General features: G+C 70.6%; 30 protein-coding genes. 21 read left to right on the top strand and 9 right to left on the bottom strand.

All coding sequences use genetic code 11. The features are described 5' to 3' along the window. Positions 1-5 precede the first annotated feature (5 nt). The 4 genes from ACZLKG_RS08695 to ACZLKG_RS08680 are packed head-to-tail and all read right to left on the bottom strand — an operon-like array spanning position 6 to position 2808. Positions 6-731, bottom strand: coding sequence for a carbonic anhydrase (locus ACZLKG_RS08695; RefSeq protein ID WP_463648521.1), 726 nt, complete (start codon positions 729-731; stop codon positions 6-8). Further along, positions 728-1129: an exodeoxyribonuclease VII small subunit gene (locus ACZLKG_RS08690; protein ID WP_463648520.1), complete on the bottom strand. Its 402-nt coding sequence runs from the start codon at positions 1127-1129 to the stop codon at positions 728-730. Before ACZLKG_RS08690 ends, ACZLKG_RS08695 begins: the two co-directional genes overlap by 4 nt. A 12-nt stretch (positions 1130-1141) precedes the next feature. Further along, complete coding sequence (xseA, locus tag ACZLKG_RS08685; protein ID WP_463648519.1) at positions 1142-2395, bottom strand: exodeoxyribonuclease VII large subunit; 1254 nt, start codon at positions 2393-2395, stop codon at positions 1142-1144. Next, positions 2392-2808 (bottom strand): DUF3151 domain-containing protein, encoded by a 417-nt coding sequence (locus ACZLKG_RS08680; RefSeq protein WP_463648518.1) that lies wholly within the window; start codon positions 2806-2808, stop codon positions 2392-2394. Before ACZLKG_RS08680 ends, xseA begins: the two co-directional genes overlap by 4 nt. Positions 2809-2931: 123 nt before the next feature. On the opposite strand from ACZLKG_RS08680, the gene ACZLKG_RS08675 reads away from it, so the two are divergent. The 4 genes from ACZLKG_RS08675 to ACZLKG_RS08660 all read left to right on the top strand — a co-directional run bounded on the left by ACZLKG_RS08675 (position 2932) and on the right by ACZLKG_RS08660 (position 6594). After that, positions 2932-4044 (top strand): Pr6Pr family membrane protein, encoded by a 1113-nt coding sequence (locus ACZLKG_RS08675; protein WP_463648517.1) that lies wholly within the window; start codon positions 2932-2934, stop codon positions 4042-4044. 113 nt (positions 4045-4157) lie between these two features. Further along, a complete protein-coding gene (locus ACZLKG_RS08670; protein WP_425709427.1) occupies positions 4158-5207 on the top strand; it encodes a 4-hydroxy-3-methylbut-2-enyl diphosphate reductase in 1050 nt (349 codons plus the stop codon). 229 nt (positions 5208-5436) lie between these two features. Further along, entirely contained in the window at positions 5437-5667 is a 231-nt protein-coding gene (locus ACZLKG_RS08665; protein ID WP_425709413.1) for a hypothetical protein, read from the top strand. A gap of 219 nt (positions 5668-5886) precedes the next feature. Beyond that, positions 5887-6594, top strand: coding sequence for a hypothetical protein (locus ACZLKG_RS08660; protein ID WP_463648516.1), 708 nt, complete (start codon positions 5887-5889; stop codon positions 6592-6594). A 9-nt stretch (positions 6595-6603) separates the two neighbouring features. Here the strand turns inward: ACZLKG_RS08660 and ACZLKG_RS08655 are convergent, their stop codons facing one another. Then, positions 6604-7869, bottom strand: coding sequence for a DNA recombination protein RmuC (locus ACZLKG_RS08655; protein ID WP_463648515.1), 1266 nt, complete (start codon positions 7867-7869; stop codon positions 6604-6606). A 214-nt stretch (positions 7870-8083) separates the two neighbouring features. On the opposite strand from ACZLKG_RS08655, the gene ACZLKG_RS08650 reads away from it, so the two are divergent. From ACZLKG_RS08650 to ACZLKG_RS08595, 12 genes are all read left to right on the top strand, one after another. After that, positions 8084-8665, top strand: coding sequence for a DUF421 domain-containing protein (locus ACZLKG_RS08650; protein ID WP_463648514.1), 582 nt, complete (start codon positions 8084-8086; stop codon positions 8663-8665). Between the two features lie 46 nt (positions 8666-8711). After that, positions 8712-9815, top strand: a complete 1104-nt coding sequence (gene ychF, locus ACZLKG_RS08645) for a redox-regulated ATPase YchF (RefSeq protein ID WP_463648513.1) — start codon at positions 8712-8714, stop codon at positions 9813-9815. Between the two features lie 88 nt (positions 9816-9903). Beyond that, positions 9904-11733 (top strand): DUF262 domain-containing protein, encoded by a 1830-nt coding sequence (locus tag ACZLKG_RS08640; protein ID WP_463648512.1) that lies wholly within the window; start codon positions 9904-9906, stop codon positions 11731-11733. A gap of 127 nt (positions 11734-11860) precedes the next feature. Beyond that, the gene (locus ACZLKG_RS08635; protein ID WP_463648511.1) at positions 11861-12094 is read left to right on the top strand and encodes a FitA-like ribbon-helix-helix domain-containing protein; all 234 of its coding nucleotides are present in this window, start codon (positions 11861-11863) and stop codon (positions 12092-12094) included. Then, entirely contained in the window at positions 12091-12519 is a 429-nt protein-coding gene (locus ACZLKG_RS08630) for a PIN domain-containing protein (protein ID WP_463648510.1), read from the top strand. The genes ACZLKG_RS08635 and ACZLKG_RS08630 overlap by 4 nt, the downstream gene beginning before the upstream one ends. Positions 12520-12731: 212 nt before the next feature. Then, positions 12732-13079 carry an ArsR/SmtB family transcription factor gene (locus ACZLKG_RS08625; protein WP_463648509.1) on the top strand — a complete coding sequence of 116 codons (348 nt, stop codon included), beginning with the start codon at positions 12732-12734 and terminating at the stop codon, positions 13077-13079. Then, complete coding sequence (locus ACZLKG_RS08620) at positions 13076-13540, top strand: SRPBCC domain-containing protein (protein ID WP_463648508.1); 465 nt, start codon at positions 13076-13078, stop codon at positions 13538-13540. Before ACZLKG_RS08625 ends, ACZLKG_RS08620 begins: the two co-directional genes overlap by 4 nt. A 92-nt stretch (positions 13541-13632) precedes the next feature. Next, on the top strand, positions 13633-13785 hold the full coding sequence (locus ACZLKG_RS08615) for a hypothetical protein (RefSeq protein WP_463648507.1): 153 nt from the start codon (positions 13633-13635) through the stop codon (positions 13783-13785). A 386-nt stretch (positions 13786-14171) separates the two neighbouring features. Further along, positions 14172-14519: a DUF1801 domain-containing protein gene (locus tag ACZLKG_RS08610; protein WP_425709735.1), complete on the top strand. Its 348-nt coding sequence runs from the start codon at positions 14172-14174 to the stop codon at positions 14517-14519. A gap of 105 nt (positions 14520-14624) precedes the next feature. Beyond that, on the top strand, positions 14625-15437 hold the full coding sequence (locus ACZLKG_RS08605; protein WP_463648506.1) for an aminoglycoside adenylyltransferase domain-containing protein: 813 nt from the start codon (positions 14625-14627) through the stop codon (positions 15435-15437). 201 nt (positions 15438-15638) lie between these two features. Then, positions 15639-16220 carry a DUF6357 family protein gene (locus ACZLKG_RS08600; protein WP_463648504.1) on the top strand — a complete coding sequence of 194 codons (582 nt, stop codon included), beginning with the start codon at positions 15639-15641 and terminating at the stop codon, positions 16218-16220. Positions 16221-16223: 3 nt separating this feature from the next. Beyond that, positions 16224-17540: a DUF6630 family protein gene (locus ACZLKG_RS08595; protein ID WP_463648503.1), complete on the top strand. Its 1317-nt coding sequence runs from the start codon at positions 16224-16226 to the stop codon at positions 17538-17540. Between the two features lie 112 nt (positions 17541-17652). On the opposite strand, the gene ACZLKG_RS08590 is transcribed toward ACZLKG_RS08595, so the two are convergent. Further along, positions 17653-18063 carry a hypothetical protein gene (locus ACZLKG_RS08590; RefSeq protein WP_463648502.1) on the bottom strand — a complete coding sequence of 137 codons (411 nt, stop codon included), beginning with the start codon at positions 18061-18063 and terminating at the stop codon, positions 17653-17655. Positions 18064-18095: 32 nt separating this feature from the next. Here ACZLKG_RS08590 and ACZLKG_RS08585 point away from each other — a divergent pair, with 32 nt between their 5' ends. Beyond that, a complete protein-coding gene (locus ACZLKG_RS08585) occupies positions 18096-18242 on the top strand; it encodes a hypothetical protein (RefSeq protein WP_425709740.1) in 147 nt (48 codons plus the stop codon). A gap of 120 nt (positions 18243-18362) precedes the next feature. Next, positions 18363-18803, top strand: coding sequence for a YtoQ family protein (locus ACZLKG_RS08580; protein ID WP_463648501.1), 441 nt, complete (start codon positions 18363-18365; stop codon positions 18801-18803). Between the two features lie 33 nt (positions 18804-18836). Here ACZLKG_RS08580 and ACZLKG_RS08575 read toward each other — a convergent pair whose 3' ends face one another. Beyond that, positions 18837-19319 carry a GNAT family N-acetyltransferase gene (locus tag ACZLKG_RS08575; RefSeq protein ID WP_463648500.1) on the bottom strand — a complete coding sequence of 161 codons (483 nt, stop codon included), beginning with the start codon at positions 19317-19319 and terminating at the stop codon, positions 18837-18839. A gap of 275 nt (positions 19320-19594) precedes the next feature. On the opposite strand from ACZLKG_RS08575, the gene ACZLKG_RS08570 reads away from it, so the two are divergent. After that, positions 19595-20155, top strand: coding sequence for a hypothetical protein (locus tag ACZLKG_RS08570; protein ID WP_463648499.1), 561 nt, complete (start codon positions 19595-19597; stop codon positions 20153-20155). Here the strand turns inward: ACZLKG_RS08570 and ACZLKG_RS08565 are convergent. Next, a complete protein-coding gene (locus ACZLKG_RS08565) occupies positions 20061-20768 on the bottom strand; it encodes a DNA alkylation repair protein (protein ID WP_463648498.1) in 708 nt (235 codons plus the stop codon). The genes ACZLKG_RS08570 and ACZLKG_RS08565 overlap by 95 nt on opposite strands. 160 nt (positions 20769-20928) lie before the next feature. On the opposite strand from ACZLKG_RS08565, the gene ACZLKG_RS08560 reads away from it, so the two are divergent. Beyond that, positions 20929-21999, top strand: coding sequence for an ankyrin repeat domain-containing protein (locus tag ACZLKG_RS08560; RefSeq protein WP_425709743.1), 1071 nt, complete (start codon positions 20929-20931; stop codon positions 21997-21999). Between the two features lie 199 nt (positions 22000-22198). After that, positions 22199-23020: an alpha/beta fold hydrolase gene (locus tag ACZLKG_RS08555; protein ID WP_425709744.1), complete on the top strand. Its 822-nt coding sequence runs from the start codon at positions 22199-22201 to the stop codon at positions 23018-23020. Here the strand turns inward: ACZLKG_RS08555 and ACZLKG_RS08550 are convergent. Further along, positions 23017-23937 (bottom strand): EamA family transporter, encoded by a 921-nt coding sequence (locus tag ACZLKG_RS08550; protein ID WP_425709745.1) that lies wholly within the window; start codon positions 23935-23937, stop codon positions 23017-23019. The genes ACZLKG_RS08555 and ACZLKG_RS08550 overlap by 4 nt on opposite strands. Positions 23938-23945 lie beyond the last annotated feature (8 nt).

Below are 23945 nucleotides of genomic sequence, written 5' to 3'. Positions count from 1 at the left end.
GCGGGTCAGCCGGCGGCAGCGCCCGTGGCGAGCGGGGCCTCACCGACGTCCCCCACGACGTCGACGAGCATCGCGGTCCCCTCGGCGAGCGTGTACTCCACCCCGACGACGGCGGTCTCGCCGGCAGCGATCGACTGGCGCACGATGGCCGAGTAGTCGACGAGCATCTCCACGGTCGAGCGGACGTGCTGACGGCGCAGGTCGCCCGCCGGCGGCAGCGTGAGCCGGGAGTCGTCGTCGGTCGGCGTCCCCTCGGCGCCGGCCGGGGCCGCCTCGCCGTCGGGGGTCTCGCCCGGCAGGACGGCGCGCGTGACGAGCGAGGGGATCACCCGGTCGACGACGGCGCGCACGAACCCGGTCGGCATCCGGCCGGTGGTCAGCGCCTTGACCGCGGCACCGACCGCCCCGCACGAGTCGTGGCCGAGGACGACCACGAGGGGGATCCCGAGGATGTCGACCCCGTACTCGATCGAACCGATGACGGTCGTGTCGAGGACGTGACCCGCGGTGCGCACGACGAACAGGTCGCCGAGCCCCTGGTCGAACACGAGCTCGGCGGCGACCCGGGAGTCCGAGCACCCCAGGACGACGGCGAACGGGGTCTGGTCGACCGAGACCTCCGTGCGTCGCGCCGCGGACTGGTCCGGGTGCTCCATCGTGTCCGCGACGAACCGGTGGTTTCCCTCCCGCAGGCGCTCCCATGCCGCGGCGGGGGTGGGGCCGGCGCTCACGCGGTCGCGCCCGCCGTCGTGGCGCCGTCGTCGTCCGCGTCGCCATCACCGCGGGCCTCGTCGAGCGCGCGACGGGCGCCGTCGAGCCAGGCCTGGCAGCGGTCGGCGAGGGCCTCGCCGCGCTGCCACAGTGCGAGCGCCTCCTCCAGCGGGAGCTCCCCGGACTCGAGGCGCCGGACGACGCCGACGAGCTCGTCGCGGGCCTGCTCGTAGCTCAGGTCGGCGACTCCCTCGGCGGGGTCGGGCGCGGCGTCGCCGGCCGCGTCCGCGTCGGCGGCGGCCGAGCCGGTGCCGTCCGTGTCGCCGCCGGTCCCGTCCGCGGGGGACTCCGCATCGGGGGAGGTCCGGGACCGACGCTGCGGGTCGAGGGAGTCGGGGTGCTGCATCCTCACGTTCACGCGGTCAGTCAACTACACCTCGCGGGCGGCGACGACCTCGACCCCGAGGCGGCCCGCGTGGAGGATCGCCTCGAGCCGGTCCCCGGAGGCCACCTCGGCCTGGTCCCGCACCACGCGGCCGTCGCGCCTGCGCAGCACCGCGTACCCGCGCGCCAGCGTGGCCGCCGGCGAGAGCGCGAGCAGGCCGCCGTGGGCCCGGGCGAGCTCGGCCGACGCCGCGGCGAGCCGTCCGTCGAGGGCGGAGCGCGCGCGATGCCGGAGCGAGGCGACCTCGGCCGCGGGCCCCTCGAGCATCGTCTCCGGGCGGGCGAGCACCGGCCGGCCGCGCAGTGTCGCGAGCTCGGCGTAGGCCCGGTCGAGCCGGGAGAGGACCGCGCGACGGACCCGCTCGCGCGCGTCGGCCACGCCGGCGCTCTCTCGTGCGAAGTCAGGGACCACCCGGCGGGCGGCGTCCGTCGGCGTCGACGCGCGCACGTCGGCGACGAGGTCGAGCAGGGGTGAGTCCCCCTCGTGGCCGATCGCCGAGACCACCGGCGTCCGGCACGTGGCGACCGCGCGCACGAGCGCCTCGTTGGAGAACGGGAAGAGGTCCTCGACCGACCCGCCGCCGCGAGCCACGACGACGACGTCGACCTCCTCGATCGCGTCGAGCTCGGCGATCGCCGCGCTGACCTCGGGGACCGTGCTCACGCCCTGGACGGCGACCTCCCGGACCTCGAACCGGACGGCCGGCCAGCGCAGGCGCGCGTTGGTGAGGACGTCGTCCTTCGCCTTGGCGTCGCGGCCGCACACCAGGCCCACGACCTCCGGGAGGAACGGCAGCGGCCGCTTGCGGGAGTCGTCGAAGAGGCCCTCGGCGGCGAGGACCTTCCGGAGGGCCTCGATGCGCGCGAGCAGTCCGCCGACGCCGATCGCCCGCAGGTCATCGGCCCAGAGGTTGAAGCTCCCGTTCTTGGTCCAGAAGCTCGGCTTCGCGTGCGCGACGACGTGGGCACCGGGCGCGACCTCGGCCGGAAGTGCCCGGGCGGCGATGGAGATGCGCAGCGACATCTCCGCGTCGGTGTCGCGCATCGTGAGGAACGCCGTGCGGGCGCCCGGGCGGCGGTTGACCTCGACGAGCTGGCCCTCGACCCACAGCGCCGACATGCGGTCGACATAGTCCGCGATCTTCTGCGACAGCAGACGCACCGGCCACGGCGCCTCCGGGGTCGTCGTGGCCGCGGTGGCCGGCAGCGGCGCGCGTTCGCCGGCGTCGTTCGTGTTCACGCGCGGGCGAGGATCGCCTCGGCGTCGGGGTCGAAGTCGTCCGCCAGGGCGGAGAGCCGCTCGACCTCGGGCGTCTCGCCGATCGCTCGCGCCGCCTCGCGCAGCGCGAGCACGGCGAGGATCACGCCGTGGTTGGGTGCGTGGGAGGCCGGGACCGGGCCCTGTCCGCGCCAGCCGCCCTTGCGCAGCGCGTCCAGCCCACGGTGGTAGCCGGTGCGGGCGAACGCGTACGCGACGACGGGGTCGTCAGCGAGCGCCGCGCGGGACAGCGTGGCCCAGGCCAGGGACGAGGCGGGGTTCGCGGCCGCGACCTCGCGGGGGTCGGTGCCGGCCTCGAGCGCGGCGGAGACAGCTGCGTCGGGGCCGTTCTCGGGGAGACGGACGGGGTCGGGCGCGAGAAGGTTGTCTGCCATGGCCCCATCGTCGCACCGAGCCCCGACACGGTGAGGCCTGTCCGCGCCGGGGACTGCCGGGAACGGTCGGGATGCCTACGCTCGACGCCGGACCACAGCGACGACGACCGACGAGGAACCGACATGACGCACCCGCACGACGAGGACGACATCGACCCGACCGTCGCCGTCCCCGGCTCCATGGCCGCGCAGGTGCGCGCCTCGTCGGGCGGGCCGTCGGGGCGTCCTCCGACCGGTGCGGGTGCACGCCCCGTGTCCGAGGATCCGGCGCGGACCGAGGCCATGGCGCCCGTTCCGCCGGAGGCACGGCCCGGCGGAGTCGCCCCGTTCGACTCGGCCGCGACGCCGCAGGATCCGGAGGCTCGTGTGACCACCGCCGAGCTCCCCGCCCTGTCCGAGCCCGCACCGGGACCCGGTTGGGGACCGGCAGCTGCCGTGCCCCCGCCCGGTCCCGGACATGCGCCCGGCTCGCCCTACGCGCCCGGTCCCGGACATGCGCCCGGTTCGGCCTACGGACCCGGAGCGCCCTACGGACCCGGCCGTCCGCCGTCGGGGGCGGTCCCGTACCAGGGGCCGGGGAGCCCCGCGGGGCGCAGGGGGCTTCCACCCGCGAGCGGGGGCGTCGTGGTGATCTCGGTCGTCTGGCGGCTTGCCGTGGCGGCGCTCGCAATCTGGGCCCTGTACGAGCTGCTGGCTCCCGCGCTCGAGATCAGGGACTGGGCGGGCGTGCTCGACCAGCTGACCTTCTTCACCACCATCAGCTCGATCCTCGTCGCTCTCGTGATGACCCTGTCCGTCCTGCGGGTGGTGCTGCCGGGCTCCGCGCGGCACCGGCTCGAGGGACGCCACGGCTGGTTCCGCGGCATGGTGACGACGTACTCGGTGATGACCTCGATCGTCTTCGTCGCCCTGCTCGAGGGCGCGCTCGACGAACGACTCTCGCTCGTGGTGCACCTCGTGCTCCCGGTCGCGATGGTGCTCGACTGGCTGTTCGTGGGGCGCAACCAGGATCGAGTCCCGGGCTTCTGGCCAGTCCTGTGGGTGCTGCCGATGTTCGCCTACCTCGCCCTGTACATGTGGCAGACCGATCGCCTGGGCTACCCGATCTACGCGTTCGTCGACCCCGGCTCCTCCGACTTCGTCTCGACCGTCGCCATGCTGCTGGGCGCCTGGCTCGCGTGCGGGTTCCTCGTATGGGGGATCGGCCGCGTCCGCGGTGCCGTGCTGGGGCGCTGAGAGGTCCCGGGCGGACCGTGCCGCCGCGTGGTGTGAGAGCAGCCTCCTCCCGGCGGGGCCTTGCACCGGCCGCCTATCCTGGAGACGTGACCTCCACCGACACGATCCAGTCCCTGGCCGGCGCGTCGGCGTTCCCGCAGCAGGTCGAGTCCTTCGACTCTCCTGACGGGAAGCGCATCCTCCTGGCCACCCCGCGCGGCTACTGCGCCGGCGTCGACCGGGCCGTCGACGCCGTGGAGAAGGCACTCGAGCTCTACGGCGCGCCCGTGTACGTGCGCAAGGAGATCGTCCACAACAAGTTCGTCGTCGAGACCCTGTCCAGGCGCGGCGCGATCTTCGTCGCCGAGACCGACGAGGTGCCGGAGGGCGCGCGGGTCGTCTTCTCCGCCCACGGTGTCTCCCCGGCCGTCCACGCCCAGGCCGCCGCTCGGAACCTCGCGACCATCGACGCGACGTGCCCGCTCGTGACCAAGGTGCACAAGGAGGCCGTGCGTTTCGCCCGCGACGACTTCGACATCCTCCTCATCGGCCACGACGGCCACGAGGAGGTCGAGGGCACGTACGGCGAGGCGCCCGAGCACATCCAGGTCGTCAACGGCCCCCACGAGGTCGACCAGGTCGAGGTGCGCGACCCGGAGCAGGTCATCTGGCTCTCGCAGACCACGCTCAGCGTCGACGAGACGATGGAGACGGTGAACAAGCTGCGCGAGCGGTTCCCCGCGCTCCAGGACCCGCCGAGCGACGACATCTGCTACGCCACCCAGAACCGGCAGGTCGCGGTGAAGAAGCTCGCGCCCGAGTCGGACGTCGTCATCGTCGTCGGGTCGGCGAACTCGTCGAACTCCGTGCGCCTTGTCGAGGTCGCCCTCGAGGCCGGTGCCGGCGCGGCCTACCGCGTCGACACCGCCGACGAGCTCGACCCGACCTGGCTCGAGGGTGCGACGTCGGTCGGCGTCACCTCGGGCGCCTCGGTTCCGGAGATCCTCGTGCGCAACGTCGTGCTGCGCCTGCAGGAGCTGGGGTTCCTCGGGGTCGAGGAGGTGCGCACGGCCACGGAGGACGTGCTGTTCTCGCTGCCGAAGAACCTGCGGTCCGACCTCAAGGCCTCCGGATTCTCGGTCGACCAGCCGCGCCGGGCTCGCGCCGCTCGCGCCGGCGAGTGACGCGGCCGGCTCGGCCCGACCGGTGACGTCGGGCCCGCGCCGCCCGGTAGCGTCGCGCCCGCCGTGCCCGCCGACGTGGCCGGCTGCGGTCCGCAGCACGCGCCGCGCGGTAGCGAGAATCATTCCGATCAGCGCTGCCGCGCGGTAGAATCACCGTCATTCGCACGCGTGCGACCGTCAGGATCACGTCGAGGTGGCCGACCGCACGCGGCGGTCCGGAGGTGAGGACATGTCCGAGTCCCAGAGGTCCGGTGGGCGGTGGTCCGGCGCGAGCTGGAACCTGCCGCAGTCCGACCACACGTTCGACCCGCGCGGCAAGGCGTTCGCGAACCGGAGCCAGGGTGCCCACAACCAGGCCGTGGCCCCGTTCAACGACCAGCCGCACGCCCAGCGCGGTACCGGCGTCGTCGAGACCACGGTGCGCGCACTGCGCAGGTGGTTGAGCCGGTCGAACGCCTGATCCGCGCGCAGGTCTGACCCGCCCGCGCCGGAACCCGGCCCCGAGCCGGACCGGCCCTGGTGGGGGCGTCGCGAGCCCCCGCCCTGAGGTACCCATCCCTCGGCGGGGGCCGCGCGGCGTGCGCGGATTACGCTCCTGGGAGTGGGCTGCGCCGCGGCGCGGTCGGACCCGGGCACCACCGTCCGGGTCGCCACGTACCGACGGAGCGGAGGTCTCGCGATGAGTGATCAGCAGTACGGGGGTCAGGGCTGGAACCACCCCCAGCAGGGCGGGACGCCCGGCTACGGGGCGCAGCCGGGCTACGGCGCTCAGCCCGGGTACGGCGCCCAGCCCGGGTACGGCGCCCCGTCGCCGTACGAGGCGGGTTCCCCCTACGGCGGCCAGTCGCCGTACGGAGGTCAGTCCCCGTACGGTGCGCCCGGCGGTCAGCAGGGCTTCCACGGTGCCCAGGCCTACGGCGCTCCGCAGGGGTACGGATCCCCGCAGGGCTACGGCGCCGGCACGCGTAAGCGCGTCTCGACACCGATCGCCGGCTGGATCCTCGTGCTCGGCGGCGTCGTCGCGGCGATCGGCTGCTTCCTGCCCTGGCTCGAGGTGTCGATGTTCGGGGTGTCGGAGTCCATCAACGGCATGGAGGACGGCAGGGACGGCGTGCTCATCCTCCCGCTCGCGATCCTCGCCGCGGTCGGCGGCGTGCTCATCGGACTCGGGAAGGGCCGCGCCTGGGTCGGGATCGTCAGCGCGATCCTCGCACTCGTCGTCGCCGGAATCGGCGTGATCGACCTCGTCGACGCGATGAACCAGATCGACGAGCAGGGCTCCCAGGACATGATCGACATCGGGATCGGCCTCTACGCCGTCGTCGCCGGAGGCGTCGTCGCGCTCATCGGCGGGATCTGGGCCATCGCGCAGAAGCGGGACGTCTGAGGGACCACCTCAGCCGACGCTCTCCTCGCGCACCGGGTCGTCCCGAGTCGTCTCTGTGCGCACCAGCTCTGCGTCCGCCTCGGCGAGCTCAGGCGCGGTGAAGGCCCGCACCTGCGCGTCGTCCGGGTCCAGCGGGCGCAGCTCGAGGTCCTGCGTGCCGAGTGACTCCAGCGATCGGGCGGTCACGAGCAGTCGCCCCTCGATGGAGCCGACCGCACTGTTGTAGTGCCCGACGGCGGAGCGCAGCGACGATCCCACCCTGCCAAGGTGCGTGGCGACCGTGGCGAGGCGGTCGGCGAGCGTGCGACCGAGCTCGAGCAGCTCGCCGGCCTCGTCGGCCGCCTTCTCGCCGGTCCACACAGCGGCCACTGCGCGGAGCAGGGCGAGCAGCGACGACGGTGAGGTCGGCGCGACCCCGCGTGCGAGGGCGTGCTCCAGCAGACCGGGGTCGGCCTCCAGCGCCGCACCGAGCAGCGGCTCGGACGGCAGGAACAGCACGACGAGCTCCGGGCTGCCGGGCAGCTCCGCGTGATAGCCGCGGGACGCGAGGGCGTCGACGTGTCCGCGAAGGGCCTTCGCGTGCGCGGCCAGCAGTCGCTCGCGGCGCTCGGCGTCCGCGCCCCTCGCACCGGTGTCGATCGCGCTCGCCTCGAGGTAGGCGTCCATCGGGACCTTGGCGTCGACGGCGAGCGTTCGCCCGCCCGGCAGGTGGACCACGAGATCCGGCCGAGCGCCGGACCGGGAGCCTGAGATGGTGCCCGCGGTGCGCTGGGTGTCGAAGTCGACGTGGGCGAGCATCCCGCTCGCCTCGACGACGCGCCGCAGCGTGACCTCGCCCCACTGCCCGCGCGAGCCGCCCGCCCGCAGCGCGCGGCCCAGCTCGCCGGTCGCGGCGACGAGCTCGGCGTCCGCCCGTCGGGCCGCGGCGAGCTGCTCGTCCAGCGCCGCGGCGCGTGCCGCCCGCTCGCGCTCGAGCCGCTGGACCTGGTGCCCGACGTCGGCCAGGCCGGAGCGCAGCGGGGCGAGGGCCTGCAGGACGTCGGCGTCGGCCGAGGCGCGTTCCCGCAGGTCCGCGACCTGGGCGGCGAGCTCGTCCGCGCGGGCGCGGGCCGCGCCCAGCTCTGCCGCGTCGGTGGTGGCCCGCTCGTGCGTGCCCTGCGCACGCTCCGACTCGCGACGGCCGGTGATCAGGGCGTGCCCGCCCGCGCCGAGCGCTGCTCCCGCAGCCAGGCAGAGCAGGACGACGAGGACGAGCACGGGCGTCGAGAGCGTCATGCCGCCATCGTCACAGGTGCCGCCGACACCGGGCCCCGTCATGCCGAACCGTGCCCCGCCCGGTCGCCTCGCTCCGGCAGACGTGTCGCTCCGGCAGACGCCTCGCTCCGGCGGGCGCCTCGCGGCGCAGTGTGAACGGTGCCACGCTGGCACTCCGGCACGATCGCCGAGGTCGGCGGGCGTGCGCCATGCGTGCAGGCGAAGGCGAACCGTCGTGACCCTCGAGCTCGTCAGCCAGTCGCTCGTGCAGGAGCTTCTCGTCATGGAGATCCCACCGCTGGACAAGATCCTGCGCACGGTGGGCGTCTACCTCGCGGTGGTCCTCGTCGTGCGTGTCGCGGGCAAACGAATGCTGGCTCAGATGAACAGTCTCGACCTGGTGGTGGTCCTGCTGCTGAGCGAGGCCATCCAGAACGCGATCATCGGTGACGACTTCTCGGTGACCGGCGCGGTGCTCGGGATCGTCGTGCTGGTGTCGGTGAACGCCGGGCTGGAACGGTTGGCCGCCCGCTGGGAGTGGGCCAGGGTGCTGCTGGAGGGGCGCTCGACGGTTCTCGTCGAGGACGGCAGGATCGACGACGCGGCGCTGCACCGGCTCGGCATGACCCGTGAGGAGCTCTCGATCGCCCTGCGCATGCAGGGTGCCGACTCCGCCGCCGAGGTGGAGCGGGGGACCATCACCCAGGGCGGTCAGGTCGGTGTCGACATCCGGGACGGCGAGCAGGCGGTGAGCGTCGCCGATCTCGAGCGTGCGGTGGCCGAGCTGCGCGAGCTCATCGAGGCGCGGCGGCCGTGAGGGGCGGACTGCTCGTGCGGGCCTTCGGCGCACCTAGACTCTCCTGGTGGCACTCACCATCGGAATCGCCGGCCTGCCCAACGTCGGCAAGTCGACCCTGTTCAACGCACTGACCCGCGCGACCGTTCTCGCCGCGAACTACCCGTTCGCGACGATCGAGCCGAACGTCGGGGTGGTCCCGCTGCCCGACCCGCGCCTGCAGGTCCTGTCCGACATCTTCGACAGCGAGCGGATCCTGCCGGCGACCGTGTCGTTCGTCGACATCGCGGGCATCGTGAAGGGTGCGAGCGAGGGGGAGGGGCTCGGCAACCAGTTCCTCGCCAACATCCGTGAGGCCGAGGCGATCTGCCAGGTCACGCGGGCGTTCGCCGACCCGGACGTCGTGCACGTGGACGGCGAGGTCGACCCCGCGTCGGACATCGAGACGATCACGACCGAGCTGGTGCTCGCCGACCTCCAGACGCTCGAGAAGGCGATCCCGCGCCTCGAGAAGGAGGCCCGGATCAAGAAGGGGGAGCCCGAGGTGCTCGCCACGGCGAAGGCCGCGGTCGAGATCCTCGAGCGCGGCGAGACGCTGTCGGCGTCCGGTTCGGCCGCCGGCCTCGACGCGGAGATCCTCGCCTCGTTCCAGCTGATGACGACGAAGCCGTTCATCTACGTCTTCAACACCGACGACGACGGGCTCGCCGACGCCGAGATGCAGGCGCGTCTGCGAGAGCTCGTCGCCCCCGCGGAGGCGATCTTCCTCGACGCGAAGTTCGAGTCCGAGCTCGTCGAGCTCGAGCCGGACGAGGCGGCCGAGATGCTCGCGGAGTCCGGGCAGGACGAGGCCGGTCTCGACCAGCTCGCACGGGTCGGCTTCCGCACGCTCGGGCTGCAGACCTACCTCACGGCCGGGCCGAAGGAGGCCCGCGCCTGGACCATCGGGCAGGGCTGGAAGGCCCCGCAGGCCGCCGGGGTCATCCACACGGACTTCGAGAAGGGCTTCATCAAGGCGGAGGTCATCAGCTTCGACGACCTCGTCGACGCCGGGTCGGTGGCCGAGGCGCGTTCCCGCGGCCGGGCGCGCATGGAGGGTAAGGACTACGTCATGCAGGACGGCGACGTGGTCGAGTTCCGTAGCGGATTAACCTCTGGGGGTAGGAAGTGACAGAATCACGCAACCTGCACGACAGGGTCCGCGACTTCATCGACGGAGAGGTCAGCCACATATGGGCGCGTGAGCTGGGAGGTCCTCGATGATCAAATCTGCCAACCAGTATCCGGTGCACACGCTGTTCAGTCACGAAGGCAACGTGCTGTACCGGATCCCGCCCTACCAGCGCGAGTACTCCTGGTATAAGTCCCACTGGGAAGACCTGTTCGAAGATCTCATTGAGGCCGACGGCGCACACTTCCTGGGCACCATCATCACGCTCGACCAGACCACGGACACGCTCGAGGGCAACATCCTGCAGGTCATCGATGGGCAGCAGCGACTGACGACGCTCACCTTGTTGTTGGCCGCCGTCTTTTCGGTACTCAAGGAGCACCTCGACGATCTCGACGACGACACGCGAACGGATGTCGTCAACCTCGGTCGGCAGTTGGTGCGGAAAGCCGACCAGCAGCCGAGGGTGACGCCGCAGAAGCAGGGCCACAATCTCTCCGACTTCCGCAAGGTGCTCGAGGAAGCCGGCCTGCCGGTGGAGGGAGAATGGAAGCCGTACTTCCCCAGCCGCAGGATTGCCAAGTGCTACCGCTACTTCCGCTCCGCGATCCAGAGGCTCGCCGAGACTGAGGAGATCACACAGCCGGAGGCGGCCCTGCGGGTGCATGAGGCGGCCCTGCAGGCGGTGATCGTGAAGATTGAGGTGGCCAACCACGCCGACGCGTTCGTGCTGTTCGAGTCCCTGAACAACCGCGGGATGCCCCTCTCGCCGGTAGACCTGATCAAGAACCACCTTCTCGCCGAGTCGGAGAAGAAGCAGATCATGGACGTCGACGAGGCGTTCAAGCACTGGAACGACATGCTGACCAGCCTCGGTGACAGCTACTCCACCCAGGAGCGCTTCCTCCGCCACTACTACAACGCGTTCAAGTCAGAGTTGCCCGAAGTCTCAAACGCCTCGGTCGCCACGAAGTCCAACCTGATCAGGGTCTACGAGAAGATCCTCGAGCAGGGCCTCAAACGCGTCGTCGATTCGCTGGTGGCGGCGAGCAAGATCTACGGTCGAATCAACTGCGTCGTTGAACTCGACCAGCCGACAACCCTTGACCGGTCGTTCCAGCGCCTGATGCGCGCTCAGGGCGCGCCGTCCTACGTGCTCCTCATGTGGCTGATATCGAAGCAGTCCGATCTGGTTCTGACAGATGCACACATCGAGGCGGTCGTAGACCGCCTCACGAGCTTCTTTGTCCGACGCAACCTCACGGGATACCCGCAGACGTACGCGCTGGCGAAGCTGTTTATGACGACCATCGACGCTGTGGGTGATGCCCGAGGCGACGATGTGGTGGAGATCGTCGGGGAGAAGCTGAGTGCGGCCTCAGTGTCCGACGAGGAGTTCCGCACCCGGCTCCTGGGGCGAATCTACGAGGAGAACAGCGACGTCGCCCGGTTCGTCCTCGCGACGCTGGCCGAGGACGCCATGACCAAGGAGACGCGTGTCGACCTGTGGCGTCAGGAAAAGAACCGTTTCGTCTGGACGATCGAGCACATCCTACCGCAGGGCGAGAACCTTCCGGCTGAGTGGCAGGAGATGCTCGGGGGCGAGGAGGTCGCTGCCCAGGTTCAGGAGCAGCACAAGCATAGGCTCGGCAACCTCACCATTACCGCGTATAACAGCAACCTCGGCAACAAGTCGTTCCCTGAGAAGCGCGACCGCCAGGACGCAAAGGGCAGGCACATCGGCTATCGAAACGGACTGTCACTGAACGCTGACCTGGCCACGAGGGAGTCTTGGACCCCTGACGACATCGAGAACCGCACCGAAGAACTGGCAGCGAGGGTGATAGAACGCTTCCCGCTGGCCATTCTCAAACAAGGTGTTGATGGTGATGCGGTGGAGTTCCGTCTCAACGTGTAACTGCTGATCTGCTCGCGCTTCGCCTCGGTCGTCGTCTGGGACGGCCGAGGCGAAGCGCGTTCTTGGACACTACCGAACGAGCGGCGCCCTCGCTATCATTGGTGATATCACTCGGGAGGTCGTGTAGATGTCGTCCATCATCGTGCGCGGTCTCGATGACTCCGTGAAGGATCGGCTTGTCGCGCAGGCGAAGCGGCACGGGCGGTCGATGGAGGCTGAGGTGCGTGAGATCCTCACCAAAGCTGCACAGCGGCCGAACATCGGTGTCGCGCTGATGCGCGCGGCGCAGAGTGTCGGCGGTGTCGATGAGTTGTCGATCCCTGAGCGCGGCGACGCCGCCCGGGCCGTGGACTTTGAGTGATCGTCCTCGATACGAACATCATCTCGGAGTTGTTCCAGCGGGAACCCGATGCGGGTGTCGTCTCGTGGCTCAAGTCGCTCGATGGCGATGTTGCGATCACAGCGGTCACGCTTGCGGAGCTTCTTGCTGGTGTGCAGCGGCTACCCGAAGGGCGACGGAAGTCCGAGCTGGAAGCAGCGGTAACGGCGGCGGTAGAGCCCTATCGCGGCGGGCATGCTGTGCTGCCGTTCGATGACTCGTGCGCCGCTGCCTACGCCGAAGTCCTCTCTGAGCGCGAGCGAGTGGGGCTTCCGATCGCAACGGCGGATGCGCAGATCGCCGCCATCTGCAGGACTCGGCGCGCGGTCTGCGCAACGCGGAATACGGAGGATTTCGTGAAGACGGGTGTCGAGCTGATCGATCCGTGGAGCCGTGCTGGACTGTGAGCCCCTCCGCTCGTGGTCGGCATATGTCTCTCCGTGCCGGAACTCGGTGGAGTTCCGCGGACTCTTGACGATCGCGGGCGGCGAGAATGCTGTGGGTGAAGGCGATGCTCATGGAGGCATTCAGGGTGGATCGGTCCCCGTGCCGCACCGAGGGCGAGACTGAAACAGCTGTCCCCTTGTGGGGACGTGCGATGTGCGGCATACTTAGCCATATGGCTAAGTATGAGGACACGCTGGACGATGTCTTCGCCGCACTGTCGGACCCGACTCGGCGCGCCGTCGTGCGTCGGCTCGGTGCCGGAGAGGCGAGTGTGGGCGATCTTGCCGCCGACACGTCCATGGCGCTGCCATCGTTCCTGAAGCATGTTCGAGTCCTTGAGCACAGCGGTCTTGTACGCACCTCCAAGTCGGGGAGGGTGCGCATGTGCGCCCTCCAGCGCGACCGGTTCTCGGTGATCGAGGACTGGCTCCTCGTGCAGCGGCGGAACTGGGAAGAGCGTACGGATCGCCTCGATGAGCTCGTCACCGACCTCACCGACCTCGACAAGGAGATCTCATGAACCCCGAGTTGGACCTCACCATCGAACGTGTTATCCGCGCTCCACGGGAGGTGATCTGGAAGGCGTGGACGACGCCCGAGCTCTTTGCGAGATGGTGGATCCCGGAGCCCTACATCTGCCGGGTCGAGTCGTTCGCGCCACACGCGGGCGGTGGATTCGTCACGACGATGAGCGAGGGCGGATCCGCGTTCACGCCTCATATGGATGCGGCATTCCTCGTCGCCGAGGAGGCCGAACGACTCGTGTTCACGAATGCCGTCGACCACACGCTGCGCCCGGCGAACCCGCAGCCGGTCGCGGTCACCGGCGAAGTCACCCTCGCCGACCATCCGGACGGGACTCTCTATCGGGTCGTGGCTCGCCATGGGGATCCGCGCGCTCGTGCCCGTCACGATGAACTCGGCCTCGCCGAGGGATGGGGACTGGTCACCGGACAACTCGCGGGTCTCGCGGAAGGGTGATCTGGAGTCGTGGTGGGTCGGGCAGTCTGCCCGTGCCCTCCTCGGGCGGCCGGTCCAAGTACTCCTCGACCAGTCCGAGGGTGTTCGGATCCGTGGCCCGCGGCACCGCGTCCTCAGGCTCGGACATCGAGCAAGGCGACCTCGACAGCGCGAAGGTCGGCACCATCCGCAGCTACCTGGAGGCCGTCGGTGGTGAGCTCGCCCTCGAGTACGTGATGGGTGACCAGCGCATGCAGGTCGCCTGACGTCAAACGTTATTCGGCTACGAAACGTGGTGGAATTCCGGTTCAACGTCTGACCGGTCTCGCAGATGAGCGAACCGAAGGTGGGACGACACGCGGTGAGCGGGGCGGTTGTATTCGTTCGAGCCCGACGATCCGTGTCGTCGCGCACGACGGCCTGATCCCTGACGAGCAGCGGAGCCCGCGCGCAACGAATCGGACTGGACCCGCTGACTCGAGGGCAGGTACCTTTGCCGCTCGGTGGCATGCCACCGACTGCGCTTCCACGTGAGGACACGTGAATCATCGCGGAGAGGCCTGAGACGCTCAGGACATGTCCGGATGGGGTGCGGCGCACGATGCGCCAACTTCATTCCGCCGATGCGACATCGGCCACGAAAGGACATGACATGTCGTCGAAGGACGAGAAGAACCTGACTCAGGTCATCGACAGGATCTCAAGCATGGAGGAGCGGTCGATCGTGCGGCGTGTGCACGACATCATCGTGACTGCCGCCCCCGATCTCAAGCCGCGGATCTGGTACGGAATGCCCGCTTATGCGATGTCGGCGAGCACTCCCGCACTCGTGACGCTGCGCAACGACGAGCGATTGAACCTCGCGCTCACCGAGAAGGTCGACCACCGGCCGGCGGGAGGCGCCGACGGGACGCTGATGCCGGCCGCCTGGTACTTCGAGGCGGTGGACGCACACACGGAGAAGCGCATTGCGGAGATCATCCGCTCGGTGGTCGGCTGAGGCTGGCACGCCCCTTCTCGGACTCTCCGAGGGAGAGTGTGCGCCCGTGGATCAGATCGCCGCGATGGTGCCTCTGGAGGTGGCGTGAGCAGTAGCCCCGTCGCGGTGGACGACGATCTCATCCGATCCGTACTCGGTCATCTGCGCAGCCAGGACCCCGGCGGCGTGGTCGGCGTGTACCTCTGTGGCTCGGGTGCGACGACCGGGCTGTATCCCGACAGCGATGTCGACCTGCTCGTCCTCACCCGCAGATCGCTGACCACAGCGGAGCGGGCCCCGTTGGTCTCGCTCCTGCTCGACGTCTCGGGGTGGAGTGGGCACGAGGGCGAGTTCCCCGCGGTCGTCGACCGTCGGCCGTTGGAAGTGACCAGCGTGGTCGTGGACGACGTGGTCCCCTTGACTGAGCAGCCGCGTCGCGACTTCCAGTTCGGGGAATGGATGCGCAGCGAGCTCGTCGACGGCGTCGTTCCCGTGCCGGAGCGTGATCCGGATGTGGTGGTCCTCCTGTCCGCAGCGCTGGGTGCGCACCGGGTGCTGCAGGGGGCGTCGCTGCGTGACGTCGTGCCTCGCGTCCCTCCTGCTCTGCTTCGGCAGGCTCAGCTCGATCTTCTCCCCGACGTGCTCGACGGCCTGGTCGGCGACGAGCGCAACGTCCTGCTGACCCTGGCGCGGATGGCCGTGACGGCTGAATCGGGACAGCTGCTTCCGAAGCACGATGCTGCTGAGCGGATTCGCCATCGCCTGGATGAAGCTGGGGCCGGTCTGTTGGCGCTCGCCAGGGAGGAGTACCTCGGGCGGGTCCGGGTGGACTGGTCCCGGGAGCGACACCGGACGCTCGGTGTCGTGCAGACACTTCGACGTCTCGTTCACGACGCCGCGGACGGCCCGGTGCCGGGTACGCCATCGGGCTCCACCTGACAGGTCGTGCATGGAGTCCGGTCTGCTGCACCCGAGGAGGTGCGCACCTTTCGCGCGTAGGTCACCTCAGGACGCTGCCCCCCAGCACCCCGAGCCGCCGTTGCGCTGAACGACATCCCAGGTCGCAGACCCGCGTCCACCGCGTGGTGGGAGCAGCGTCCTCAGTCGGTCATCCGTGACGGGCTCGAGTACGTTGGCGTCATGGCCGAGGTCGTGTTCGCTCGTGGCCGCTGGTTGCCCGACGTGCTGCGCGAGGACGGACGGCTGCGTCTGGAGATCATCGGCGGGGCCGATGCTCTCGGCGACGCTCGGAGGTTCACCATCCCCGTCTCCGAGGCGCACGTCGCGCGGATCCGGGAGGACCTGCCTCGACACGTGCTGCTGCGCGCTGCTCTGCTGCCGCTGTGCTACGCGGCAGGAAGCATGGGTCGTATGGACGAACCAGCGGCGGTCCGACTGCTGGAATCGGTTCTGCACGGCGACGAGGGCGAGGTCGACGCCGTGTTCGAGACCTCCCCCGGGGACAGCACGCACACGCTCATCTCCCACGGCGCGGACCCGGTGCTCCTCGATGCGGGGAAGGCGTATGCCGCGGCGCAGTCGGCAGTGGCATCGACCTCGTGGGACCTCGTCCGCGAGTACGAGGAGCGTCGACGAGGACCCCTGGCCACGCCGCGACCGCGGCATCATCGACAGGCAGGCGAGGGGGCACTGCTCGCCGACATGAGTGCGGAGCAGCGCTGTAGGGTTCGTGGCGATCACGCCTTAAGTCATGGGGGTTGACTCGTGGGACACGCCGTTCGCGACGACCGCATCGACCTCGACGAGCTCGAGAACAGCCTGGCGAGGCAACGTGAGTGGATCGACCGGGACCGTCAGGGAGTCATCGAGTCCCTGGCGCGGATCGATGCGGATCCTGCCTCCGGAGCTGCGGCGCTGAGGGGATCGGTGGGGGATGCGCCCGGTCTGTGCCGTGGTTACGTGACGTACTTCAGCCGGTGCTATGCGGCGGGGGTGCCGGTTCCGGAGCTGGCGGCGGACCTGTGTGACGCATGGCGTGACGACCTGCTGCTCTCGTTGCGGCTGCAGACCCTGATGGCCGGGGCGGATCCGAACCTCCGGGCGGTGTTCCAGGACAGGGACATACACCGGGGGGCGATCGATTGTGCTCTGATCGCGACGAGCCTCGGCCGCGCGGATGTCGCGACGACCGTGCTGTCACATCCCTCGGTGGCGGCGCTGCCTTCGCGCGTCCTCGATGCGCTCGCGGTCATCCAGGGGGTTCCGCGGCCGGTGAGCGAGAACGACACCCTGTCGCGGGCGTACGAGGGGTGGTTGAAGGTCGGAAGCGCGACGCGTGGTCGCCGACAGGTCGCGTTCGAGCGCTATGTGCGACGTTGGCGCGCGGACAACGAGAAGGTCCGCCGGCTGATTCCACCCACCAGTGAGTTCTTCACCGGTGAGTGGGTGTTCGAGGCGGTCGTTCTGGCGCAGGCGTACGGGCTCGACGACGGGCCGGTGCGTGACGTGCCGGAGTACCCCGTCGATCTCGCCGATCACGCGCGTGAGGCGGGGCTCCCGCGTCTGGGTGATGACATCCGGTTGCCCGGTCCGTGGAAGAAGCCCAAGCCGCCGAGAGTCATCGAACCGGAGGTGGCCCGCGAGCCGGTCGAGCTGTCCGGGACCGTGTCGCGCGACGACCTGGCCGCGCTGCTGACGCCGGTCGGCGGTGACCCGCTGGGCGCGACGACCGACCACGCGCTCCTCGATGCCGCGGTCGAGGCGGGGACCGTGCTCGTCATCGACTGGAAGGGCGTGGTGCCCGAGGAGACCGGTGAGCTGCTGAAGTCGGCGTGTCGCGATCTGGGCATCCCGGTTCCGGGTCGCGTGCCGTGGAAGGCCACGATGACCGTGCCCGACGGGGTGCAGAAGTTCGATGAGTGGCTGACCGTCAACGGCGCGCGACTCGTCACGCTCGACCTGGACTCCGACGACCTGATCGTGGCGCCCGTGCTCGTTGCGGATCACGAGAGCTTCGCGGATCGGGCGAGCGACACGATCCGGCTGCGGTCGGTCGAACAGTTCGTCGCCGACCATAGATAGCTGTCGGCGTCGACGATGTCCTGTGGGACGGGCCGATGCGATGGTCTGGCCGCAGACCGCGCACCGTCCGCCGTCGCCCCGGTCGCCCGCCTCATCGGACGTGCCTGAGGCCTCACAGCGGCGGCGCACCGCCGGCGGCGAGGTGGTTGACGAGCGCGACGACGTGCTCCGACCACTTGCGGTCGGCGACCTTGACCGTGAGCGGGTCGCCGCCGTGCCGGTGCACGTGCAGTCGCCAGGAGAGCAGTTTGGGCTCGAGCTCGGCGCCGACCACCTGGGCGGCCGGCACCTCCTCACGCACGTGCCACCAGGCGACCATGCGGTCGACGGTGTGGACGATGCGGCGGTCGGTGACGACCAGGAGTGGCCACGAGTCGCCCTTGAGTGCGCAGAGGAGGTACTCGTAGACGACCTCGTCGGGCTCCAGCACCTTCGTGGCGACGTCGAGCTCATGCTTCCCGCCGCGCTGCGGGTTGCGCAGAGCGGCGTTCATGAAGGTCTCCTGAGCACGTGTCCACGCCATGGGCCGCACCGTACCCAGCGCCACATCGGGGTGTGCCCACGACATCCGCGCCCCTCGTCACCAGTGCGGTCGTGGTCATCTGGTGCTTCGCGGCCTGGCTCGTGCCGGTGCTCGTCGGCTCGGTGATCTGGTGCCGTGCCGTGCGGGTGCTGACGGGTCGGGGCGCGCGTGCGGCGTAGGTGGGACCGCCGCGCGGAGGGCCGGGCATCGACCGCGTTGGCTCCTCGTGTCGAAGCCGTGGCATGGTGGGGACGAGAGCGGGCCGCACCCGACCGCACGCCCCCGAGGAGTCTTCGACGATGAGCTTTTCCGTCTACCTGTCCGGCGAGATCCACACCGGGTGGCGTGATGAGATCCGGCGGGGTGCGGAGGCCGCCGGCCTGGACGTCGCATTCACCGCCCCGGTGACCGACCACCCTGCGAGCGACGCCGCCGGCGACCACCTGGGCCCGACGGACAGCCAGTTCTGGCGCGACCACCAGTCCGCCAAGGTCAACGCCATCCGCACGCGCACCCTCATCGAGCAGAGCGACCTGGCGGTGGTGCGCTTCGGGGACCAGTACAAGCAGTGGAACGCCGCCTTCGACGCCGGCTACTGCGCCGCGCTCGGCAAGCCGTACGTCACCCTCCACGAGGCGGACATCGTCCATGCGCTCAAGGAGGTCGACGCCGCGGCCCAGGCCTGGTGCACGACCACCGACCAGGTGGTGGAGACCCTGCGGTACGTCCTCGAGTCCTGACGGCACGCGTAGACGGTCACGGCGTCGAACCCCTTAGACGGCTCGTTCCCACAGGATGACCTCGAACAGCTCGCCGACCTGGCGCTGCCCTCTGCGGGCGAAGCCGAGGCGCTCGTAGTAGCGGGTCAGGCCCGGGTTGGTGAGCGCGCTGTCCAGACGCAGTCGCGTCGCTCCGCACCGTTCGGCCTGGACGGTCGCCCAGTCCAGGAGTCGAGCGCCCAGGCCGTTCCCGGCCCGGTCCGGATCAACCATCAGGCCGTGGACGTAGGCGGCCGTCCCGTCGTCCGGTCCCCAGAAGTCCGGGTCGGAGCGGAGCAGCCGGAGCGCTGCGACGACCCGTTCGTCACGGACGACGTACCACTCGTCCCGATCGACCTGGGCCTGGATGGTGGACACCGGAATCTCTCCTGGTCTCCATTGGTCGATACCGCGTGAGGAGAGCCAGTCCTCGCGCCGGCGGCGCAACCGCCAGATGGGCGTGACATCGGCTGAAGAAGCGAGGACCGGCTCAGTCATGGATGTGTCCAGCCGCCTGGAGCGGCGTCGATGCGGGAGATGAGGGGAGGGTGTCGAGCAGCGTAGCCGCGCACGAGAGTCGACCTGTTCATCGTGAACCCGACGATATCGCGGCCCAGGTATGCATCGAGGTGGTCGCTGTGATGAACCTGCTCATCAGGGCGCTCGGTGAGGACGCCGTCGGCCGCATGGGTGCTGAGGCTGCTGGCCGACCGTGGCCTCCATCGTGCTCCGCCGATCCCGGCGCGCCCGCCGGTGAGCGGTAGCGTGCGCGCGTGAGCGACCAGCGCTACCACCTGGTGTACCTCGAGGCGACGTCCGAGACCGTCGGGCGACTGTCCGACGAGCTGCGCGAGTGGTTGCGCTCCGAGGGCTGGTCCGTCGAGGCCGAGGGGCTCTCCGACTGGCTCGCGCCACATGACGATGTCGTCCCGGCCGACCGTTACGGGCCACGCCTGGAGCGCCTGGCGCAGAGCGTGGGGGCGGGCCTGGACGAGGACCATGTGACGGTGTACGACTCCTGGCGGATGTACCACGGCTCCGAGGCCGCGGAAGGGATCGGCTGCCCCCGCTGCAACCATCGGTGGAGCTTCGACGACGACGACGGGGCGCTCTACGACGCGGGCGATCAGTGGTGGCGAAGCCGCGTAGCCCCCGAGCTCACCTGCCGTGCCTGCGGCGCGACGACCCCGATGGACCACTGGGACCTGGATGCTGGACTCGCCGTGGGGAGTCTGGCGATCACCACGGAGCTGTGGGACGAGCACGACGAGCTCCGAAACGCGTTGCGACGGCGCTTTCCTGGCCGGTGGGTCGGAATCTACGAGCACATCTAGGCAGATGTGCGACGACGCGCCTCTTACCCGACGCGTGCTTGCGGTAGATCGTCACGGCGGAGGCAACGCGTGGGTGCCGGTCCTCCGCGAGGCGGTCGGCGATCTCGAGCCCGCGCCTGACGTCGGCATCGGACCCCTTCTTGATGAACCACAGCGGGGCGGTGATCGCCGACCGTCGCCTCAGGGGGTCCCGCGATCGCGTGAGGTCCTGAAGGACGGAGAAGGCGGTCGCGCCGACGAGGACCGGCCAGCCGAGCACGCGGGGCGCTGCGCGATCGACCATGTCCCACGTGCTGACGGCATCGTGGTGGTCGAGGTAGAGGCCGGCGAGATCCGCCCGCCCCTCGTCGTCGAGGCGTCGTCGGGCGCGGAAGTCCAGGATGCAGAAGGCGGCGAGGCGAGGCTCGTACGCAGGGTGCGCAAACAGTGCCTCGAGCTCCGTCCGCGGGACGTCGGTGGCCCGCTTCGCGATGTCGAACAGCGTGCCCATCCGGACGCCGATGACCGGTTCGTCGTCGGCCACGCGGGCGCGGATCCGAGAGACCTCACCGGCGTCGGCCGCGCCGTGCAGCGCGTCGACCAGGTCGTCCGCCGTGCTCAGGGAGTCACCCATGCCGAGAGGCTAGCCAGTGTGTCGGGCCGAGCCGTCGTTGCCGGACCGATGACCGGGTGCGATACTCCGTGCGAGAGCGCGTCGGGCGGGGGAACCATGTCGCTGGAGGACCGTGCCTCTCCACGACCTGCGATAGCCGCCGACGGAAAGGTGTACGCGCATGGCACGGAAGCGCAAGACGCTCCCCAAGGACTTCCAGCGGATGCTCACCTCGGCATCGCTGACGGAGCTCGTCGCGGTGTACGACACCTGCGAGCTCGACGCGTACGGCGGGTACCGGAGGTCGACGGCCCTGGGCTTCCGGGACTGTCCCGACGAGCTCATCGTGTGGCTCGTCGAGCAGGGGCTCGACGTCGACTCCCGTGACTCCGCGGGTCGCACGGCCCTGGCCGATCGGGCGCAGTCCGCCATGCCGGGGCATGTCCGGCAGATCGGGCTGCTGCTGTCGCTCGGGGCGGACATCGAGGCGACCGGGACGGACGGCCGCACCCCGTTCCAGAATGCCGTGCTCCTCCTGAGGGCCCGCGCCGCCGAGCTGCTCGCCGAGTACGGGGCGGCGGTCTCCGGCGACGGCTGGGACCCGACGACGCTGCTGGAGCTGGCCCTCGGTCGGGTCGAGAACGCGACCGTCACCGAGGCCGTGCCGATCGCCCGCCTGCTCGTCGCACGAGGGGCGTCGGTCACTGACGGGATGCGGGACCGGGTCGAGCGGATCGGCGCGAGCTTCGAGCACTATCGCGATGTCTTCGCCGCGGACAAGGTCGACGAGACCGACGCGGCCCTGCGTGAGCTGTACGCGATGTTCGACGTCGAACCCGTCGCGAGGCGGGTGATGCACGACGGCTCCTCCCCGATCGTCGTCCCGGCCGGCAGCTGGCGGGAGCAGCACGCCGCGCTGTGGGAGCTCCTCGTGCCCGGGACGGGGGCCGCGGCGACCCGTCAGGGGGAGGTCATCCGCATCACCGGCAAGGTCGCCGACGAGATGTTCCGCAACGGTGGGGCGAACTGGGGCCCCGACTACCGGGCGATGATCGATGCGGTCGTCACCACGATCGGTACTCAGGCACCGCTCTCCCCGGACGCCCTCGCCGAGGCGCGGGACCTCGGCGAGCGGACCCGCACCGGCCGGGGCGCCGACGCCGACCTCGCGCGCCTCACGGAGCTCGCGGTCGATTGGGTGACGCGGAACCCCGAGCCGCTCCCGCTCGGCGACGTGCCGTACGCCCGCTGAGCAGCCCCCGTCAGGGCGTCGGATGCGGCGGACGCCGAACACCGCGCGTGCTGCGCTCGGTGGCGAGCCCGAGCCGACCCACCTCGCAGAGCGACCGCCGCCGGCCGCCAGGAGTGCGAGCGTCGCTGCTCGATGTCGACGCCGCGGCGTATCGTCCCGCCGTGCCGGCGTCCGCCGCGCACCGACCGGAGGGAGTCACGTGAACCCCGAGGCGTCCGTGGTGCGACGCGGGACCGGCATGCCGTTGGTGGCGATCCATGGCAACGGCGTGGATCATCGCCTGCTCCTGCCGCTCGACCCGTGTTTCGACGACGGGTGGGAACGCCTCTACCTCGACCTCCCGGGGTTCGGCGGCGCGCCCGCGCTGACCGGCCACGGCGACCTGCCGGACCTCGCGCGGTGGCTCGTCGACGCGGTCCGCGGGCTCGTCGGGACGGCTCCGTTCGCCCTGCTCGCCAACTCGCTCGGCGGGCTGCTCGCCCGGCACCTCGTTGCGCAGCTGGGCGAGCAGGTGGTCGGGATCGCGCTGATCGCGCCCGTGGTCGACCCGGACCCGGCCCGGCGCACCCTGCCGGACCGTCTCGTGGTGGAACGGGACGACGCGCTCCTCGCGTCGCTGCCCGCTGACGACCGCGCAGAGTTCACCGGGATCGCCGCGCGCCAGACGGCGGAGTCGTGGCTGGCGTTCCGCGACCACGCGCTGCCGGGCATCCGGTCCGCCGACCCGACGGCGATGTCCCGGCTCGCGGCCCGGTACGTCCTCGACGACGTGCCGGAGGCGGTGTCACCCCCGTTCGTCCGCCCCGCTCTCGTCGTCACGGGCCGGCAGGACCACGTGGTCGGGTACCGCGACCAGCTCGGGCTGCTCGACCACTACGCGGCCGCGACCTACGCGACTCTCGACCGGGCCGGGCACAACGTGCACCTCGAACAGCCGGACGTCGTCTCGGCCCTGGTCCGGGAGTGGTCGCGCCGGGTCCGGGGTGCTGCGCGTGGCCCCGGTGTCGCCAGGCAGCGCTAGCCGCACCGACGTCGTGACGATCGGCCCAGCCCACGTGCGGAGACGACCGCGTTGCCGAGGACGATGAGCGCGATACCCGCCCACTCGTTCACCGCGAGCTGCTCACCCAGCAGGACGAGCCCGGCGAGCGCCGCCCAGACCGGGTTGATCGAGGTGAACGTCCCGAACAGCGCCGCCGGGACGCGGCGCAGGGCCTCCAGGTCGGCGACGTAGGGGACGATCGACGACAGCAGCCCGCAGGCGGTCGCGAGCAGCAGCGCGGACGCGGTGGGTGGACGGGCGGCGAACCAGAGCACCGCCACCGGGAGCCACGCCAGCGCGGTCACGGCGGCTGCCACCGCGGTGCCGTGGAGTCCCGGCAGCCGCCGACCCACGGAGCGGTTGAGCAGGATGTAGGACCCCCACGCCACGGCGGCGACGAGAGCGAGCGCGATGCCGAGCACGTCCGTCGTCGGGCCCGGGCTCGTGAGTACGACGACGCCCGCCCCCGCGAGGATCGCGCAGGCGACGTCGAGCGCCCGCCGCGAGCCGGCGATCGCCACGGCCAGGGGTCCGAGGAACTCCAGCGTGACGGCCAGACCCAGACCGATGCGCTCGATGGCCAGGTACAGACTGAGGTTCATCACGCTGAACACGACCGTGAGCCCGAGGACCGGGGACCACTGGGCCCTCGTCAGCCCGCGCAGCGGCGGTCGGACGGTCGGTAGCAGGACCGCCGCCGTGACCAGCTGGCGAACCGCGACGACCCCGACGGGCCCGATCGCAGGGAACGCCGTCGCCCCGAGGGCGGCTCCCGTCTGGTTGGAGGCCGAGCTGCCGAGCATCGTCGCGATCCCCGCCGCACGCCGGCGCGGGCTCGCGGTCGCTGACGAGCGGGCGGGGTCCTGCTGCGCATCTGCGACCGACGACCGACTCATGCCCGTCA

It is taken from the genome of Georgenia sp. Z2081, assembly GCF_055326445.1.
Note: the sequence above shows the minus strand (reverse complement) of the source record. Positions and strands in the feature narration are given on the sequence as shown.